Source organism: uncultured Barnesiella sp., from assembly GCF_946496565.1.
In the GTDB taxonomy this organism is placed as follows: Bacteria; Bacteroidota; Bacteroidia; order Bacteroidales; family Barnesiellaceae; genus Barnesiella; species Barnesiella merdigallinarum.
Genome location: NZ_CAMMHD010000003.1, coordinates 1 through 13,953, shown reverse-complemented (window position 1 = coordinate 13,953; position 13,953 = coordinate 1). Strand labels below are relative to the sequence as shown.

At 50.7% G+C, this 13,953-nt stretch carries 19 protein-coding genes and 1 pseudogene; 11 read left to right on the top strand and 9 right to left on the bottom strand.

Going from position 1 to position 13,953, the window contains the following annotated elements:
- Positions 1–6: 6 nt before the first annotated feature.
- Positions 7–978, bottom strand: coding sequence for a M23 family metallopeptidase (locus tag Q1K76_RS02305; RefSeq protein WP_087408251.1), 972 nt, complete (start codon positions 976–978; stop codon positions 7–9).
- A gap of 217 nt (positions 979–1,195) precedes the next feature.
- On the opposite strand from Q1K76_RS02305, the gene alaS reads away from it, so the two are divergent.
- Complete coding sequence (gene alaS / locus Q1K76_RS02300) at positions 1,196–3,814, top strand: alanine--tRNA ligase (protein ID WP_300130737.1); 2,619 nt, start codon at positions 1,196–1,198, stop codon at positions 3,812–3,814.
- Between the two features lie 90 nt (positions 3,815–3,904).
- Here the strand turns inward: alaS and Q1K76_RS02295 are convergent, their stop codons facing one another.
- Together Q1K76_RS02295 and Q1K76_RS02290 are read right to left on the bottom strand one after the other, a co-directional pair.
- Positions 3,905–4,450, bottom strand: a complete 546-nt coding sequence (locus tag Q1K76_RS02295; RefSeq protein WP_087408249.1) for a DJ-1 family glyoxalase III — start codon at positions 4,448–4,450, stop codon at positions 3,905–3,907.
- Positions 4,451–4,594: 144 nt separating this feature from the next.
- Complete coding sequence (locus Q1K76_RS02290) at positions 4,595–5,308, bottom strand: OmpA family protein (RefSeq protein ID WP_087408248.1); 714 nt, start codon at positions 5,306–5,308, stop codon at positions 4,595–4,597.
- A 340-nt stretch (positions 5,309–5,648) separates the two neighbouring features.
- Here Q1K76_RS02290 and Q1K76_RS02285 point away from each other — a divergent pair, with 340 nt between their 5' ends.
- Positions 5,649–5,834, top strand: coding sequence for a hypothetical protein (locus tag Q1K76_RS02285; RefSeq protein ID WP_300130735.1), 186 nt, complete (start codon positions 5,649–5,651; stop codon positions 5,832–5,834).
- 1 nt (position 5,835) lies between these two features.
- The gene (locus tag Q1K76_RS02280; RefSeq protein ID WP_300130732.1) at positions 5,836–6,225 is read left to right on the top strand and encodes an IdeS/Mac family cysteine endopeptidase; all 390 of its coding nucleotides are present in this window, start codon (positions 5,836–5,838) and stop codon (positions 6,223–6,225) included.
- 315 nt (positions 6,226–6,540) lie between these two features.
- Here Q1K76_RS02280 and Q1K76_RS11875 read toward each other — a convergent pair.
- Positions 6,541–6,742: pseudogene (locus Q1K76_RS11875) on the bottom strand (hypothetical protein).
- 667 nt (positions 6,743–7,409) lie between these two features.
- Here Q1K76_RS11875 and Q1K76_RS02275 point away from each other — a divergent pair.
- From Q1K76_RS02275 to Q1K76_RS02240, 8 genes are read left to right on the top strand one after another with little or no spacing between them, the layout of a single operon-like run.
- Positions 7,410–7,745 (top strand): hypothetical protein, encoded by a 336-nt coding sequence (locus tag Q1K76_RS02275; protein WP_008653285.1) that lies wholly within the window; start codon positions 7,410–7,412, stop codon positions 7,743–7,745.
- A 7-nt stretch (positions 7,746–7,752) separates the two neighbouring features.
- Positions 7,753–7,968 carry a hypothetical protein gene (locus Q1K76_RS02270; protein WP_008653288.1) on the top strand — a complete coding sequence of 72 codons (216 nt, stop codon included), beginning with the start codon at positions 7,753–7,755 and terminating at the stop codon, positions 7,966–7,968.
- Positions 7,969–7,984: 16 nt separating this feature from the next.
- Positions 7,985–8,413 (top strand): PcfK-like family protein, encoded by a 429-nt coding sequence (locus tag Q1K76_RS02265; protein WP_008653290.1) that lies wholly within the window; start codon positions 7,985–7,987, stop codon positions 8,411–8,413.
- Positions 8,410–9,693 (top strand): PcfJ domain-containing protein, encoded by a 1,284-nt coding sequence (locus Q1K76_RS02260; RefSeq protein WP_008653292.1) that lies wholly within the window; start codon positions 8,410–8,412, stop codon positions 9,691–9,693. The genes Q1K76_RS02265 and Q1K76_RS02260 overlap by 4 nt, the downstream gene beginning before the upstream one ends.
- Positions 9,694–9,717: 24 nt before the next feature.
- Positions 9,718–9,975, top strand: coding sequence for a hypothetical protein (locus Q1K76_RS02255; protein WP_008653294.1), 258 nt, complete (start codon positions 9,718–9,720; stop codon positions 9,973–9,975).
- A gap of 20 nt (positions 9,976–9,995) precedes the next feature.
- Complete coding sequence (locus Q1K76_RS02250) at positions 9,996–10,226, top strand: DUF3873 domain-containing protein (protein ID WP_008653296.1); 231 nt, start codon at positions 9,996–9,998, stop codon at positions 10,224–10,226.
- Positions 10,166–10,471 (top strand): hypothetical protein, encoded by a 306-nt coding sequence (locus tag Q1K76_RS02245; protein WP_008653302.1) that lies wholly within the window; start codon positions 10,166–10,168, stop codon positions 10,469–10,471. Before Q1K76_RS02250 ends, Q1K76_RS02245 begins: the two co-directional genes overlap by 61 nt.
- 52 nt (positions 10,472–10,523) lie before the next feature.
- Entirely contained in the window at positions 10,524–10,832 is a 309-nt protein-coding gene (locus tag Q1K76_RS02240) for a hypothetical protein (protein ID WP_008653303.1), read from the top strand.
- Between the two features lie 92 nt (positions 10,833–10,924).
- Here Q1K76_RS02240 and Q1K76_RS02235 read toward each other — a convergent pair whose 3' ends face one another.
- From Q1K76_RS02235 to Q1K76_RS02215, 5 genes are all read right to left on the bottom strand, one after another.
- The gene (locus Q1K76_RS02235; protein ID WP_008653304.1) at positions 10,925–11,572 is read right to left on the bottom strand and encodes a hypothetical protein; all 648 of its coding nucleotides are present in this window, start codon (positions 11,570–11,572) and stop codon (positions 10,925–10,927) included.
- A 99-nt stretch (positions 11,573–11,671) separates the two neighbouring features.
- On the bottom strand, positions 11,672–12,199 hold the full coding sequence (locus Q1K76_RS02230) for a glycoside hydrolase family protein (protein WP_008653309.1): 528 nt from the start codon (positions 12,197–12,199) through the stop codon (positions 11,672–11,674).
- Complete coding sequence (locus Q1K76_RS02225; RefSeq protein ID WP_008653312.1) at positions 12,196–12,702, bottom strand: DUF3872 domain-containing protein; 507 nt, start codon at positions 12,700–12,702, stop codon at positions 12,196–12,198. Before Q1K76_RS02225 ends, Q1K76_RS02230 begins: the two co-directional genes overlap by 4 nt.
- An 18-nt stretch (positions 12,703–12,720) precedes the next feature.
- The gene (locus tag Q1K76_RS02220; RefSeq protein ID WP_008653313.1) at positions 12,721–13,599 is read right to left on the bottom strand and encodes a toprim domain-containing protein; all 879 of its coding nucleotides are present in this window, start codon (positions 13,597–13,599) and stop codon (positions 12,721–12,723) included.
- Positions 13,600–13,606: 7 nt separating this feature from the next.
- Positions 13,607–13,953, bottom strand: a 347-nt coding sequence (locus Q1K76_RS02215) for a conjugal transfer protein TraO (RefSeq protein ID WP_300130717.1), incomplete at its 5' end; no start/stop codon positions are given.

Here is a 13,953-nt window from a genome sequence, read left to right as displayed (position 1 = left end):
ATTAGGTTAGTCCATGACACGGCCCTGATTTTCGGCCAGTTGAATCATGCGGTCGTAGTCTTCGGGCGATAGGTCGAAGAAATAGTAGTTGATGGGGTTCTGAGCCTTCCCCTTATACAATACCTCGTAGTGGAGGTGAGGCCCGGTCGATTTGCCGGTGTTGCCCACCTCGGCAATCTCTTCGCCGCGAACGACCGTTTGACCTTGTCGTACCAGAATCTTGTTCAGGTGGGCGTAGCGGGTCTTGTAGTCGTAGCCGTGGTCGATGACGACCGTATTGCCATAGCCCTGTTGCCAGCCGGTCTCGATCACCTTGCCGTTGCCGGTGGCGTAGACGGGGGTTCCTATGTTGGCCGAGAAGTCCATGCCTTCGTGAAACTTGGTGGTCTTGTATACCGGGTCGACCCGATAGCCGTAGCCCGAGGCGGTGCGCTTGAGGTCTTTGTTGGCTACCGGCTGTATGGCGGGCAGGTGCTTGATGCGCTCCTCCTGTCCCTGAGCCAGCTTCACGAGTTCGTTCATCGAGTTGCATTGCACATAGACCTGGCGGGTGAGGTTGTCGACCTTCTGGCTGGTCGATACAACCAGCTGGGCATCGCTCATCTTCAGCAGGTCGGCATACCGGCTGGGGTTGTAGATGCCGTTGTCGCGCACCTCGGCATTCACGGGCTCGGCTTGCAGCACCACGCGGTACATGTTGTCGTCGCGCTGTTGTAGGTCGCTCATCACGGCCAGTGCCGCATCTACCCGTTTGGAGAGGAGTTTGTATTGAGTCTTCATCTGCTCGTTTTCGAGCTTGAGAATCTCCTCTTTGGGCGAGCCCAGCCAAAAGTAGAGGCCGGCCACGAGTGCGATACTGATGACTCCCCCGACGAGCAGGTGGCGCAGCACCACGGCGATACGTTGGCGCAGGGAGGGGTACACCCGTTCGTAGGTCAGTGTCTTGGGGTTGTATATGTAGAAAACCTTTTTACTCATGGATATAACTAACAGGCCGGTCCTATCGGCACCCGTCGGGGTAAATCGTCAAAAAAAAGATGTTGTTGAACATTTTTTTATCTGCACATGGTCACAAAAATAATAAATTGAGCTATTTTTGCAAATTGTTTTTGGTAATATTAAGATACCAGACAGGCGATTTCGGCTTCGGTAACGGAGCGGGAGCGCCGTAAGAACTTAATTTAATTAGATTGTTATGCTTACAGCAAAAGAGATTCGTGAATCGTTTAAGGATTTTTTTAGGGAACGAGGCCACCAGATTGTGCCGTCGGCTCCTATGGTCATTAAAGACGACCCTACATTGATGTTTACCAATGCGGGCATGAACCAGTTCAAGGATATTATCCTGGGCAATGTTCCTGCCAAATACAAGAGAGTCGCGGATTCACAGAAGTGCCTGCGCGTGAGCGGCAAGCACAACGATTTGGAAGAGGTGGGTCTCGATACCTATCACCATACCATGTTCGAGATGCTGGGCAACTGGTCGTTTGGCGACTACTTCAAGAAAGAGGCCATCAACTGGGCCTGGGAATATCTGGTCGATGTGCTCAAAATCGATCCCGACCGCTTGTATGCTACGGTGTTCGAGGGCTATGCTCCCGAAGGGCTCGAGCGCGACAACGAGGCTGCCTCGTACTGGGAGGCTCATCTGCCCAAGGAGCACATTATCAACGGTAACCGTCACGACAACTTCTGGGAAATGGGCGATACGGGTCCCTGCGGTCCCTGCTCCGAAATTCACATCGACCTGCGTAGCGATGCCGAGCGGGCCGAGGTCGATGGCCTCACGCTCGTGAACCAGAGCCACCCGCAGGTAATCGAGATCTGGAACCTCGTGTTCATGCAATACAACCGCAAGGCCGACGGTTCGCTCGAGCCGCTGCCTGCCCGGGTAATCGATACGGGTATGGGTTTCGAACGCCTCTGTATGGCTTTGCAGGGCAAGACCTCGAACTACGATACCGACGTGTTCCAGCCCATCATCAAGGAGATTGGCCGCCTCTGCGGCAAGACCTACGGTGAAGACCCCAAGGTCGACATCGCCATGCGTGTGATTGCCGACCACATCCGCACCATCGCCTTCTCGATTACCGACGGACAGTTGCCTTCGAATGCCAAGGCCGGCTATGTAATCCGCCGTATCTTGCGCCGGGCCGTGCGTTACGGTTACACCTTCCTGGGTCAGAAACAGGCCTTCCTCTACAAGCTGCTCGATATTCTCATCGAGACGATGGGCGATGCCTATCCCGAACTGAAGGAGCAGAAGGTGCTCATCGGCAAGGTAATCAAGGAGGAGGAAGATGCCTTCTTGCGTACGCTCGAGACCGGTATCAAGCTGCTCGACAAGGTGGTAGCCGATGCCAAGGCTGCCGGCAAGAACGAGATAAGCGGGGTAGATGCCTTTACCCTCTACGATACCTACGGATTCCCCATCGACCTGACCGAGCTCATCCTCAAGGAGAAGGGCATGGGGGTAGACCTCGACGGATTCAACGCCCAGATGCAGCAGCAGAAAGAGCGAGCCCGCAATGCCGCTGCCGTAGAGACGAGCGACTGGGTAGTGCTGCGCGAGGGCGAGCCCGAGTTTGTGGGCTACGACATGCTGGAGTGCGACTGCCGCATCCTGCGCTACCGTAAGGTAAAACAGAAAAACAAGGAATATTACCAGATTGTGCTCGACCGCACCCCCTTCTATGCCGAGATGGGTGGCCAGGTAGGCGATACCGGCAAACTGATTTCGGCCAACGAGACGGTAGAGATTCTGCAGACGAAACGGGAAAACAACCTGGGTATACACATTACCGAGCACATGCCCGAGGAGGTGACGGCTCAGTTCCATGCCGTTGTCGACAAGGAGGCCCGCCAGGCTACGGCCTGCAACCACACGGCCACCCACTTGCTGCACGAGGCCCTGCGCGAGGTGCTGGGTACGCATGTCGAGCAAAAAGGTTCGTATGTATCGCCCCAGTCGCTGCGCTTCGACTTCTCGCACTTCAAGAAGGTGACCGACGAAGAGTTGCGTCAGGTAGAGATTTTGGCCAACCGCAAGGTGCGCGAAGCCATTCCGCTGGACGAGCGCCGCAACGTGCCTATTGCCGAGGCCAAGGCCATGGGAGCCATGGCTCTCTTCGGCGAGAAGTACGGCGAAGAGGTGCGGGTAATCCGTTTCGGTTCGTCGGTCGAGTTGTGTGGCGGTACCCACGTGGCCAATACCGGTAACATCGGTATGATCAAGATTGTGACCGAGAGTTCGATTGCGGCCGGTATCCGCCGTATCGAGGCCATCACGGGAGCCCGTGTAGAGGAGACAATCTACTCGTTGCAGGATTCGCTCAAGGAGATAGCGACTCTCTTCAACAATGCCCCCAACCTGATGCAGGCTATCCACAAGGCTATCGACGAGAATGCCGAGTTGCGCAAGCAGGCCGAGGAGTATGTGAAGGAGAAAATGGCAGATATGAAGGAGCGCATGCTCAAGACGGCCGAGAATGTCAACGGTATGAAGCTGATTCGTTTCATCGGGCCTATGCCTGCCGATGTCGTGAAGGGCATCGCCTTCATGCTGCGCAACGAGGTGGCCGAGGGATTGGCTTTTGTAGCTGCTACCAAGGACAACGACAAACCGTTGTTGACGGTGATGTTTAGCAACGACGTGGTGGCCGATGGCAAGAATGCGTCGGCTATCGTGCGCGAAGCTGCCAAACTGATACAGGGTGGCGGTGGCGGACAGCCTTACTTCGCACAGGCCGGCGGTAAGAATGCCGAGCACCTGTCCGATGCGTTGGAAAAGATGGTTTCGCTGGTTGTGGGTTAAATCTCCCGCAACCTGCGATTCGCGCGATATAAAAAACTCCGGTTCTTTCGAGAACCGGAGTTTTTTTATGCAGTGATTTATTTCTGCCGATTACAGCAGCATGGCAGCTCTCACCTCCTTGGCCTTCTCTTCGCCGGCAATTTGGGCGATGATGGCCGTAGCGAAGGGGATGGCGGCAGCCGGGCCCTTGCCCGTGATGATGTTGCGGTCGATGGTTACGAGTTCGCCGGTGACGGTGGCACCCGTAAGGAATTGTTCGAAACCGGGGTAGCAGGTGGCTTTGTAGCCGTTGAGCAGTCCGGCCTGACCCAATACCGAGGGGGCTGCACAGATGGCGGCAATGTGTTTGTTGGCGGCAGCCTGGCGTTGCAGCAGCGACACGAGGGGCTTGCATTCGCTCAAGTGTTTGGTGCCGGGCATTCCACCGGGCAGGACAAGCCATTCTACATCATCGGCCGACAGTTCTACCCAAGTACAATCGGCGGTTACGGTAACTCCATGCGATCCCTCGACTTGAAGATTGCGCGAGATGGAAACCGTGGTGATGTCGATTCCGGCACGACGCAGCATGTCTACAACCGTGAGGGCTTCCATTTCTTCAAATCCTGTAGCGAGAAATAAATAAACAGTTTTCATTATTTCGATTTTTTTTATTGTCAATATAGGTTTATAGAGGCTCACAAAACCCTGTCGGCCATCCCGTCGGTAGGTATGGCCGATGCTGTGGGGCAAACAAGCCCCGGCTTTCGAGAGCCGGGTTCGTGCTGTGAGAGGTGCGGCTTAAAGCGTTCCGGCTTCGGCCTGCTGAATCATCTGCTGGCTGGCGTAGAGGTATACTTCTACCCGGCGATTCTCCTGGCGGCCGGCAGCGGTCGAGTTGTCGGCAACGGGGTTAGCCTCGCCCATGCCCTCGACGGTCTTGATTTGTATCGACGACACACCGCAACCCAGCAGGTAGCTGGCTACGCTCTGTGCGCGCTCTTGCGACAGGTTCAGGTTCTTCTGGTAGCTTTGCTCGGCCGTCGAGTTTTTCCAGCCCTGATTGTCGGTATATCCATAGATGGCGACATCCATGTCGCGGTTCTGGTTCAGCACGTTGTTGGCAAACTTGCTCAGAGCGGCTTTGGCCGATGCGCTGAGGGTAGAGCTGCTCGTCGAGAAGAGGATGCCCGAGTCGAAGGTTACCTTTACAGCCTGCAGACCGTTATTGTCGGTTACCTGCTCGACCTGTGCGCCTTCTACCTGTTTGGCTTGTTCGGCAGCCTTATCCATTTTTTTACCGATGAGGGCTCCGGCGGTCGTACCTACGGCAGCACCTACGGCGGCACCGATGGCAGCACCTTTGCCTTTTCCGAAGATGGCACCCAATCCGGCACCTACGGCAGCACCGCTACCGCCTCCGATGAGGGCTCCTTTGCCGGTATTTGACATGTTACAACCTGTAAACAGCATACCGGCTATCAGAATACAAGACAGAACTTTAATAGATTTCATATCATTTGGGTTTTAGAATTTGCTTCACAAAAGTAAGAAAAAAAACGATATGGTATTTGATAATAATTATAATAAATGAGGGAGAAAATTGTTTGCTTTCGGCAGATTTTGGGAAATTTGTTTATCTTTGCCCGGCGAACGGGTGGCTTGTCTGCCCTTCGGACTGACCGAAACGGTTGTGTATGTGCCGATTCCAATATCGGATGGTGGTGATTCCATCCTGGATTTCTCCCTGTTGTGCAGCGATGCAAATGTGGTCGAATGGCTGCGATGTGACCAAGTGTATAGTATGAATCAATTTAAATAAAAACGAATAAGAAAATTCAGATTCCCTTATTTCATGGTGCTCGTTTGTGCCCTTTGTTGGGTATCGTCGGCTCAAGGAGCCTCGTATCGGTGGTATATGGATACCGATACCGGCAAGATTGTGGCAATGGACGAGGTAGAGTATTTGCTGCGAAGCGACAACTCGACCGACTTCTCGGTCGTGGTCAAGAACGGCGACTATTATCGAGGACAGTCGTGACATGTCCAAGGAGAATTTCAACGCGATGATGAAACGGGCCTTCACCGAGAACAAGGCGATAGGTTTTACGGCCTATAAATTTACCACCGGAGGCGAGAGTCTGCACGCCATGACCATCTGGGGTGCTGAGTTCGACGAGGAGGGATATGTGTCGCACATCTACTATTGCGACAACAACCTGGTCGATCAGGATGCCAACGGGGCCGCCATTATCCGACTTGGTATTACCTATGATGAGAATCCGGCAATCCCTTCCATGGGCGACGTGGCTTATACCATTCAATTGCCTAAACCTTTTGGCGGGTCGCGGAGAACGTCTCTTATCACGGCGCTTGTTCTGGTCGACTTGCGCCAGGATATCTGGAAGCAGGCTTTTGGTGATGTAGAGTAATGAACATCCGCCGGGATAACAGCGGTATCGCATACAGGGCGGGGGCTCCTCTCGATGAGGCAGTCCCCGCCTTCTTTTATCGGTTGCCCTGCCTGTAGCTTGCGGAGAGAGAAATGGTGGTTTCGGGTTGTTGAATTTTGTCGGAGCATTATCTATTCGGACTTTTTTTCTATCTTTGTATAGCGAAGTTACGAAAAGAGTGTAATTTATTGGAAATGAGCGTAGGTTAGATGCTCATGATAGTAATAGGTTACGATTTAGTTAGTTATCTGCTGCATTATTCCTCTGCGCGTTGCGTAACCTTCAAAGAACTCTTCATATGCAAAAGTAACAATAAAACGGGAGATTTTGATATGAATCTCCCTGATTTTTTCTATCTCATACAAATTTTTCCGTAAAAGCGGCTTTATTCGTCGGCACACCATCGCCCAAAAGGATTTTGAACGAACGTGTGCCGACTACTGCATAAGCGGAGAAAAGGGCTTTGCCTCACGCCTAAGCAACAGTTTAGACTGATGAGGCAAAGCCCATTTCTTTTGTGCTTATGCCAAAGAGGTGTTTTTACGGCTTTTCAGATAATTTTTCTTTTTCGCTGTTCCTTTGAGCCGGAAGCGGAAAGCCGTGTATGACCGCTTGCCCATAAATGGAACAAGCCGTCACCCACAGCAGGCAAACCGGGAAGAATGATTTTATCTGCCCGCCCCGACACGTCCGGCCGGACAGATAAAACCATACTTCCTTGCAGGTGGTTTGCCCGGTTTCACGCTACCGGCTATGTCTTTTTTTTGTTGGGGACTTCCTTTTTTCACGGATTTCTCTTTTGAAGTTTCCTGTATAATCTGCCTCTACTTCCGTTTACCTCCATTTTCGCGCCTTTCAGTAAGCCGCATCAGGCAGTCATTTCCGTTCTGGGCGCAAAGGTAACTCCGGGATTTGACGGGAAAGCAAGGTCAAGCCTCCTGTTTTCGGGAAAAATCTCCAGCCCTGCGGGTAGTATTTTTACCGAAAAACCTTGCATTCCCTAATCCCTACCTTTTCAAGCACCCGAAACGAAAACGACCGATGCGACAGAAAGACGCATAAAAAAAATGTCGGATAAACGAGAGGCAGATAAGATAGTTTGAAACTCAACTCCCTCAGCTCTTGAATCCGCATAAAAAATAAAAATCAAAAACAGAACAGATATGGGAACAACAATGGCAACAAAATTCGTGGCTTGGGAAGTGCCGACATTGGAAGCACTGAAAGGCAGTAAGGTTTACATCCTTCGTGAAAAACTGAACAACGGAGGACAGATGAACCGAGAGGAAAAAGATTGGCTCACCGAAAAGGTGAATAGCAACACCTATTTCAAGAGCGCAGTCCCCCTGCAAGGCTGGAGGTTTGACTTCTCCGATGTACTCCGCACGTTTCTCGTGTGCCAATACGGACGTTGGACGGAATACAAGGCAACGGACAAGACCGGACTTCGCAGATACCTATACGGCAGGATAGACAACATTGTAGAACTTGAAAAATAGCGAGGATATGACAGCAACGGCAGACTTCAGACAAGTGGCGCAATACATAGGGCTTGCGATATGCGCCCTAATCATGCGCACCGCCCTTTGGGTGTTCGGCATCCTTTGGGGCATCGTCAGAGAGATAGTAAACGGAGTGTTCCGAGTGGCGATAGGCATAATCGTGGCTATCCTTTCCGCAATCGCCTTCTTCGGCTTCATCCTTTGGTTATTCACCCTTTAATCTTACCGATAACGATATGAAAACGACAGACCATTTCAAGAGAACGATACAGATGTATTTGGAGCAACGTGCAGCGGAAGATGCGCTCTTTGCCAAGAAATACCGTAACCCTGCCAAGAACATAGACGATTGCGTGACCTACATTCTGAACTATGTGCAGAAAAGCGGTTGCAACGGCTTCACGGACGGGGAGATATACGGACAAGCCGTACATTACTATGACGAGAACGAGATAGAGGTGGGCAAGCCTATCCAATGCCAAGTAGCCGTGAACCATGTGGTGGAACTCACCGCAGAGGAAAAGGCGGAAGCACGTCAGAACGCTATCCGACAATACCAAGACGAGGAACTCCGCAAGTTGCAGAACCGCAACAAGCCGAGAACCGCCACCAAAGCGACCATCCAAGAAATACAACAACCCTCATTATTTGATTTAGGCTTATGAAACCGAGAACACACATACAGCAGGAAGTCGCACATCTGAGCAAGCGACTACCGAGATTGACCGCCACGCAAAAGGCATACGCTTTCCGTCATTGCTTCAAGCACTACGCAATCAAGAGAGCGGACGGCACGAACATCTGTACCGAGTGCGGACATTCGTGGAAGAGCGACCACGACCTTGCAGACACCCTTTGCGGATGTATCTGCCCCCATTGCGGTATGCAGTTGGAAGCGTTGCGCACCCGAAAGAGCGTTTTCAGCGAGAATGAATACTTCTCCATTGTCACCACCAGCAAGCAGTATCAAGTGATACGCTTCTTCTTCGTCAAGTCCCGATACAAGGCAGGGCAAGCAGCCGAGTATTCCATTTATGAAGTGGTGCAGAGGTGGATTTCGCCCAAAGGCACAACCACCACCGTTGCCCGACTTCGTGGTATGTCAATGTTGTATTACGACCAATGGGCGGAATACAGCGACATGGAGGTGCGCAAGAACAACGGACTTCACGCATACGATATAGCACCTGTGTGTACCTATCCCCGACAGCGTTTCATCCCCGAACTGAAACGCAACGGTTTCAACGGGGACTATCACAACACACTGCCGTATGACCTTTTCACGGCTATCCTTTCCGACAGCCAAGCCGAAACACTCTTGAAGGCAGGGCAATACGCCATGTTGAGCCACTATATTCGCAGTTCCTTTGACATGGAGCAATATTGGGCATCCGTCAAGATTTGCATCCGCAATGGTTACACCATTTCAGACGGCTCCGTATGGTGCGACACCATAGACCTCCTGCGTCATTTTGGCAAGGACACGAACAGCCCGAAATACGTCTGCCCTGCCGACCTCAAAGCGGAACACGACAAGTTGGTGGCAAAGCGCAACCTGCAAAGGGAGCGTGAGCGGACGGAACAGCAACGGCAAAAGGCGATTGAGGACGAGAAGAACTATCTGAAAGACAAAGGAATGTTCTTCGGGCTTGTATTTTCCGACAACCTTATTCTTGTCAAAGTCATTGAAAGCGTGGAGGAAATGATTGAGGAAGGACGGCTGATGCACCATTGCGTGGGCGGTTATCACAACAAGGCAAACTCTCTCATCCTATCCGCCACCATTGAAGGCAAACGGATTGAAACGATAGAAGTCAGTTTGAAAACGCTGAAAGTGGTACAGAGCAGAGGGGTATGCAATTCCAATACCGAGTACCACGACCGCATCATCCGACTTGTGGAGGACAATGCCGGACTTATCCGTCAGCGTATGAACGCAGCATAATATCAACTTATAATACATAACAGCATGGAAGTAAGAATTGAAAGTATGATTTGTTTGTGGGACGATAAAATCCCCTCGATGTTCCTTGAATTTATAAACCTCCTCACTCTTTGTCAGAGTGAGGAGCAGTTAAGAGCAAGCGTAAAAGACTTTTCCGAGAAGCACGAACTTGACAAGTTCTTTCTTTACGGCTTCGGCTCACACCATTTCTACCTGCACCAACGCTACACAAGCAATCCCGATATGGTGATGCAGAACAGAGTGTTGTCAGTACATTTCTAACCATCTAAAAAACAACGATTATGAGTACACGAATGACAATCAACGGAGTAAGTACCTGCACGGAAGCAGGTACGGAGAAATACGAGAAATTTCAAATGGGTATTGGCAGACGCAGGCGAACACTTGTGCAATACGATTACCGCCACACGGACGGAGAGTTGTTCTCTTGTGTCAAACCCACGTTGGACGAGTGCCGAACCGCACGGGACAAGTGGCTGACGGCAAAGGAAGGAAAGGAGGGCAAGCGATGAACGTGGCAGGCTACCAAACACTGATCGTCAGATTCAGCGAGCCTATCAAGGCATTGGACGGCATCTTTGACGATGCGGAAGCGTGGGGAGTTGATACCCTGAAGGGGTGGATAGACAGCTATGAAAGCAGCCGTTTCACCGCCATTGACAGCCATACGGCAGTCATAACGAGCGAGTACAACATGGAGTGTCTGAGAAAGTGGCTGGAAAGATGCACACCCATAGCTGAGAAAACAGAATTTTGAACGGTGTGGCGGTGTCCGCACCGCCACACCATAACACTTAAAAACAACGAATATGATAGCAAAGACAATTATGGAGCAGATAGGTGGCAGACGCTTTGCCGCCATGACGGGAAGCAAAGACTTCATAGACATGGGTAACGGTTTACGCATGAGCCTTGCGAGGAACAAGACGAGTGCCAACCGACTTGACATCATCTATGACGGAGGAGCAGACCTCTACAATATGCGTTTCTACCGCAGGACGTTCAGCAAAAAGACATTCGAGTGCAAGACGAAGGACATCGAAACGCACGAGGGGATATATTGCGATATGCTGGAGGAAATGTTCACGATGGTGACGGGGCTTTACACCCGTTTTTGAGAGGTGGGCGGCGAAAGCCGCCTACTTTCTTTCAGTGAGCATGATGGCGGACAAAGAAAGTAGCAAAGAAACCTCTGTTCTAATCTACGATGTTATTGCCTAATTTCTGACATATAAATTCGTTTGTATTCACTACCTTCTATTGGCTCTATATCGGTTATTTCAAATGAAGTTCCTCTCAAAAAATTGACTTGCGTTTCCTGACCATGATTATAAATCATGTATAGACAATGTGCTTGCGTTTCATTTTCAGGAAGAGTTTTTATAACGTAAACATCACTTCTGTTTTGTTTCCAATCTTCGGTTGTTGTCGTAAGGCTATGGGAAGGTTGGTATATATCACCTACTTCAAAATTTGTTTTATCTCCAGTTTTAGTAAAACGATATAATATATTTCCGTTAAACTTAGGTGCTTTGTTTATTATACTGTTTAGTATAATTTGCATTTCGTGAACAATATCAGGCACTTCTCCATAATAATTGTCATCTCTAAATGCATACGATATATTACCAAGAAAACAGGTTAATATCATTTTTTCCACATCGGTTAGTCCATAGCGATTTTCCTTGTCAATGTTGTTGTGCTGAAAACTCTGAAAAGGTTTTTTACCCAAGAAACTCAAAGGGTCATATGAAAAGCCAAATTCTTCAAGTTCCTCATTCCAAACTAATTCCGGCTCAGCTTGTGAGGATGCTAAATACTTTTCTTCTTCCGATAAGAAATATTGAATATCTTTCATTTTATCTCTAAATTACTAATGACAAAGGTAATTGTTTTATTTGAAACAATGGCATTTAAGTTCTTAGAATAACCAGAACTTAAATGCCATTGAAATCTATTACGGGATATACAGTAGCGCAAACTCCGCCTTCCTCCGTTTGAGTAGCATGGCATGGCGTTTTCCCTTGTAGTTGCAGAAAGCGATATACTCCCGATAGATGTTCCTATCTCCTGCCTCCAGCTTTCGGATCAGCGTGCTTTTGGGTATCTTCCCGCTTCCCAACAGACGGTACGGACCGACATTGTAGGCGAGCGTGGCAAGGAGCAGACTATCTTTCCCGAACTGCCGGAACATTGCGCAGAACTTCCGTAGGTCTTTCCGCAGAAGCGCGTCCGCCTGCCGCTTCGTCATGGTGCGTGCAGAATACCTTTCACCCGGTAACAACTTATGCCCATATCCCACATACGGGTAATGTTTTTCCGAGTGCCAGCCTTCAAAATACTTCGTGCATCGCACCGCCCTCTCAAATGGCAGCAACCGATAGATAGCCGCCTGTCCGTCCGTTCCCTCATGGCGGCTGTCCCGTGCGGACACGGAACAGACCGCCAGAAGCGAACAAAGGATAGCTATGAATACACGCATCATCGTGTAAGGGGCTTGAAGTTTCCGATGGGGACAACAGAGATAACCCCGTCCTCCTTAACGTTTCGGTTGTTGAAATCAAACTCCAGCTCATATGAATTGCCGAAATTGTCCTCTACCACTACAATGAAGTTGTGCGCTTCCTCGCCCTCCGCTGTGTAGTACAGCCGGAACTTCTCGTTGTCGAGCAGGTAGCGGTCGTTTGGCAGGAACGTGATGCCGTTGTCCATTTTCAACGTGCCTTCTCCCTCGAACTGGAAATACCGGATGGTATAGAGGGTGTTGGCGTAATCGCCCGTCTTTTTCAACTCACAGCGGATTTCAACCGTCTGTCCCTTCGTCACCTTGTTAGGCACGGGCATGATTTCCACCGTGAAGGGATAGGATTGCTGGATATCCATGTCATCGTCACACGACACGAGCGTGAGCGACACGGCAGCGAATAGGCAGAGTGCCAACGTCTTGAAGATTGATATTCTCTTGTTTTTGTTGTTCAGTATGTTCATTGTCATTTGATTTTTAAGTTATTGTTCTTTTTTGGTTGTCAGTTGCAGATACTCATTCAAGTCCTTGCAACCGTCATAGAGAGCGGAACGGTCATAGACACGTTCTCCATAATGTCCTTTCAGCGTTTTCAACGTGCGCCGTCCGGCTGCGTCATGGTCGAGATAACAGTCTATGCACCCGTAGCCGTCCAGATACCTCATTGCCTTTTCCACGTTGGCAACAGAGTTCAATACGAGGCAGTCTCCCTTTTCCAATCCGAGCGTGGCAGCAGAAAGAAAGTCCATGAAGCCTTCAAAAACGCTGCACACGTCAGCCGGAGAGCCTTCCGCCTTGACCAGCGACACATCTTTCGGAGGCACGCATCCTTTGAAGAAACGGCTGCGGATTTCATATCCGCCTGCCACGTTCGGAAAACCGACTGCAAAATATCGTTTGCCACGCACTCCGTAATTCAGTCGGCAGCAGTAACGTGATGCGACAGCGTAAGGAATGCCCCGTTCCGCCAGATAGTCCGTCAGTGGAGAACGAAACAGCGGGACGGCTTCCACTCCCTCAAAGGCAGGTTCTGACGGTTTAGGCAGTAAAGTCGGTTTGCTCACTTCGGGAACAGGCATAGGTATATTGGCGGTTCCCGCTATGAATTTCACTTGTTCCATGAAGTCACCGCTTCGGGCAAACTCTCCGGCAAGCGTAAAGATGTCGCCACCTTTGCCCAGACCGAAGTCGTACCAGAGCTGTTTCGCCACGTTCACACGGAAAGAGGGCGTGCGCTCGCCCCTATATGGGGCGATATACCACAGCTCGTTACCGCTCCTTCTGACAGGCTCATGCCCCAGCCGTGCGAGAAAAACCGCAATGGGCATTTGTCTGATGATGTCTATTTCCGTCCGTTCCATGTCCGTGTCAGTTGATGATGAACTTGATACCGACCCCGAACTGCGTATGAAACTTCCTCGTGTCACCACCCCACAGGCAACGCTCCCGGAGGTTGGCGAGCAGGGCGATCCAGTCAGCCACGTAAAACTCCACATCGAGTGTCAGCGCACCGCCGTAGATGAAGGCGTCCCTGTCATGAAGCGTGGAGCCGTCATACAGCACCTTTTCGCCCCAGTTCACCGATTCATATCCGGCAAGAGCCGAAGCCCCTGCATAGACGAACACGATTTTACGGGCATCGGAGAGTATCTTGAGGTAGTAGCCGCCCTCCGCCGTGAACTGCGCCACGGGTATCTTGGTGTCCTTGTAGGGAT

What these genes read in the sequence shown, in the direction of transcription:
- Q1K76_RS02260 (WP_008653292.1), top strand. Translation starts at nt 8,410, where the DNA reads ATGAAACCGAGAACACACATACAGCAGGAAGTCGCACATCTGAGCAAG.
- alaS (WP_300130737.1), top strand. Translation starts at nt 1,196, where the DNA reads ATGCTTACAGCAAAAGAGATTCGTGAATCGTTTAAGGATTTTTTTAGG.
- Q1K76_RS02250 (WP_008653296.1), top strand. Translation starts at nt 9,996, where the DNA reads ATGAGTACACGAATGACAATCAACGGAGTAAGTACCTGCACGGAAGCA.
- Q1K76_RS02280 (WP_300130732.1), top strand. Translation starts at nt 5,836, where the DNA reads ATGTCCAAGGAGAATTTCAACGCGATGATGAAACGGGCCTTCACCGAG.
- Q1K76_RS02235 (WP_008653304.1), bottom strand. Translation starts at nt 11,572, where the DNA reads ATGAAAGATATTCAATATTTCTTATCGGAAGAAGAAAAGTATTTAGCA.
- Q1K76_RS02220 (WP_008653313.1), bottom strand. Translation starts at nt 13,599, where the DNA reads ATGGAACGGACGGAAATAGACATCATCAGACAAATGCCCATTGCGGTT.
- Q1K76_RS02255 (WP_008653294.1), top strand. Translation starts at nt 9,718, where the DNA reads ATGGAAGTAAGAATTGAAAGTATGATTTGTTTGTGGGACGATAAAATC.
- Q1K76_RS02290 (WP_087408248.1), bottom strand. Translation starts at nt 5,308, where the DNA reads ATGAAATCTATTAAAGTTCTGTCTTGTATTCTGATAGCCGGTATGCTG.
- Q1K76_RS02270 (WP_008653288.1), top strand. Translation starts at nt 7,753, where the DNA reads ATGACAGCAACGGCAGACTTCAGACAAGTGGCGCAATACATAGGGCTT.
- Q1K76_RS02265 (WP_008653290.1), top strand. Translation starts at nt 7,985, where the DNA reads ATGAAAACGACAGACCATTTCAAGAGAACGATACAGATGTATTTGGAG.
- Q1K76_RS02275 (WP_008653285.1), top strand. Translation starts at nt 7,410, where the DNA reads ATGGGAACAACAATGGCAACAAAATTCGTGGCTTGGGAAGTGCCGACA.
- Q1K76_RS02295 (WP_087408249.1), bottom strand. Translation starts at nt 4,450, where the DNA reads ATGAAAACTGTTTATTTATTTCTCGCTACAGGATTTGAAGAAATGGAA.
- Q1K76_RS02285 (WP_300130735.1), top strand. Translation starts at nt 5,649, where the DNA reads ATGGTGCTCGTTTGTGCCCTTTGTTGGGTATCGTCGGCTCAAGGAGCC.
- Q1K76_RS02225 (WP_008653312.1), bottom strand. Translation starts at nt 12,702, where the DNA reads ATGAACATACTGAACAACAAAAACAAGAGAATATCAATCTTCAAGACG.
- Q1K76_RS02305 (WP_087408251.1), bottom strand. Translation starts at nt 978, where the DNA reads ATGAGTAAAAAGGTTTTCTACATATACAACCCCAAGACACTGACCTAC.
- Q1K76_RS02230 (WP_008653309.1), bottom strand. Translation starts at nt 12,199, where the DNA reads ATGATGCGTGTATTCATAGCTATCCTTTGTTCGCTTCTGGCGGTCTGT.
- Q1K76_RS02240 (WP_008653303.1), top strand. Translation starts at nt 10,524, where the DNA reads ATGATAGCAAAGACAATTATGGAGCAGATAGGTGGCAGACGCTTTGCC.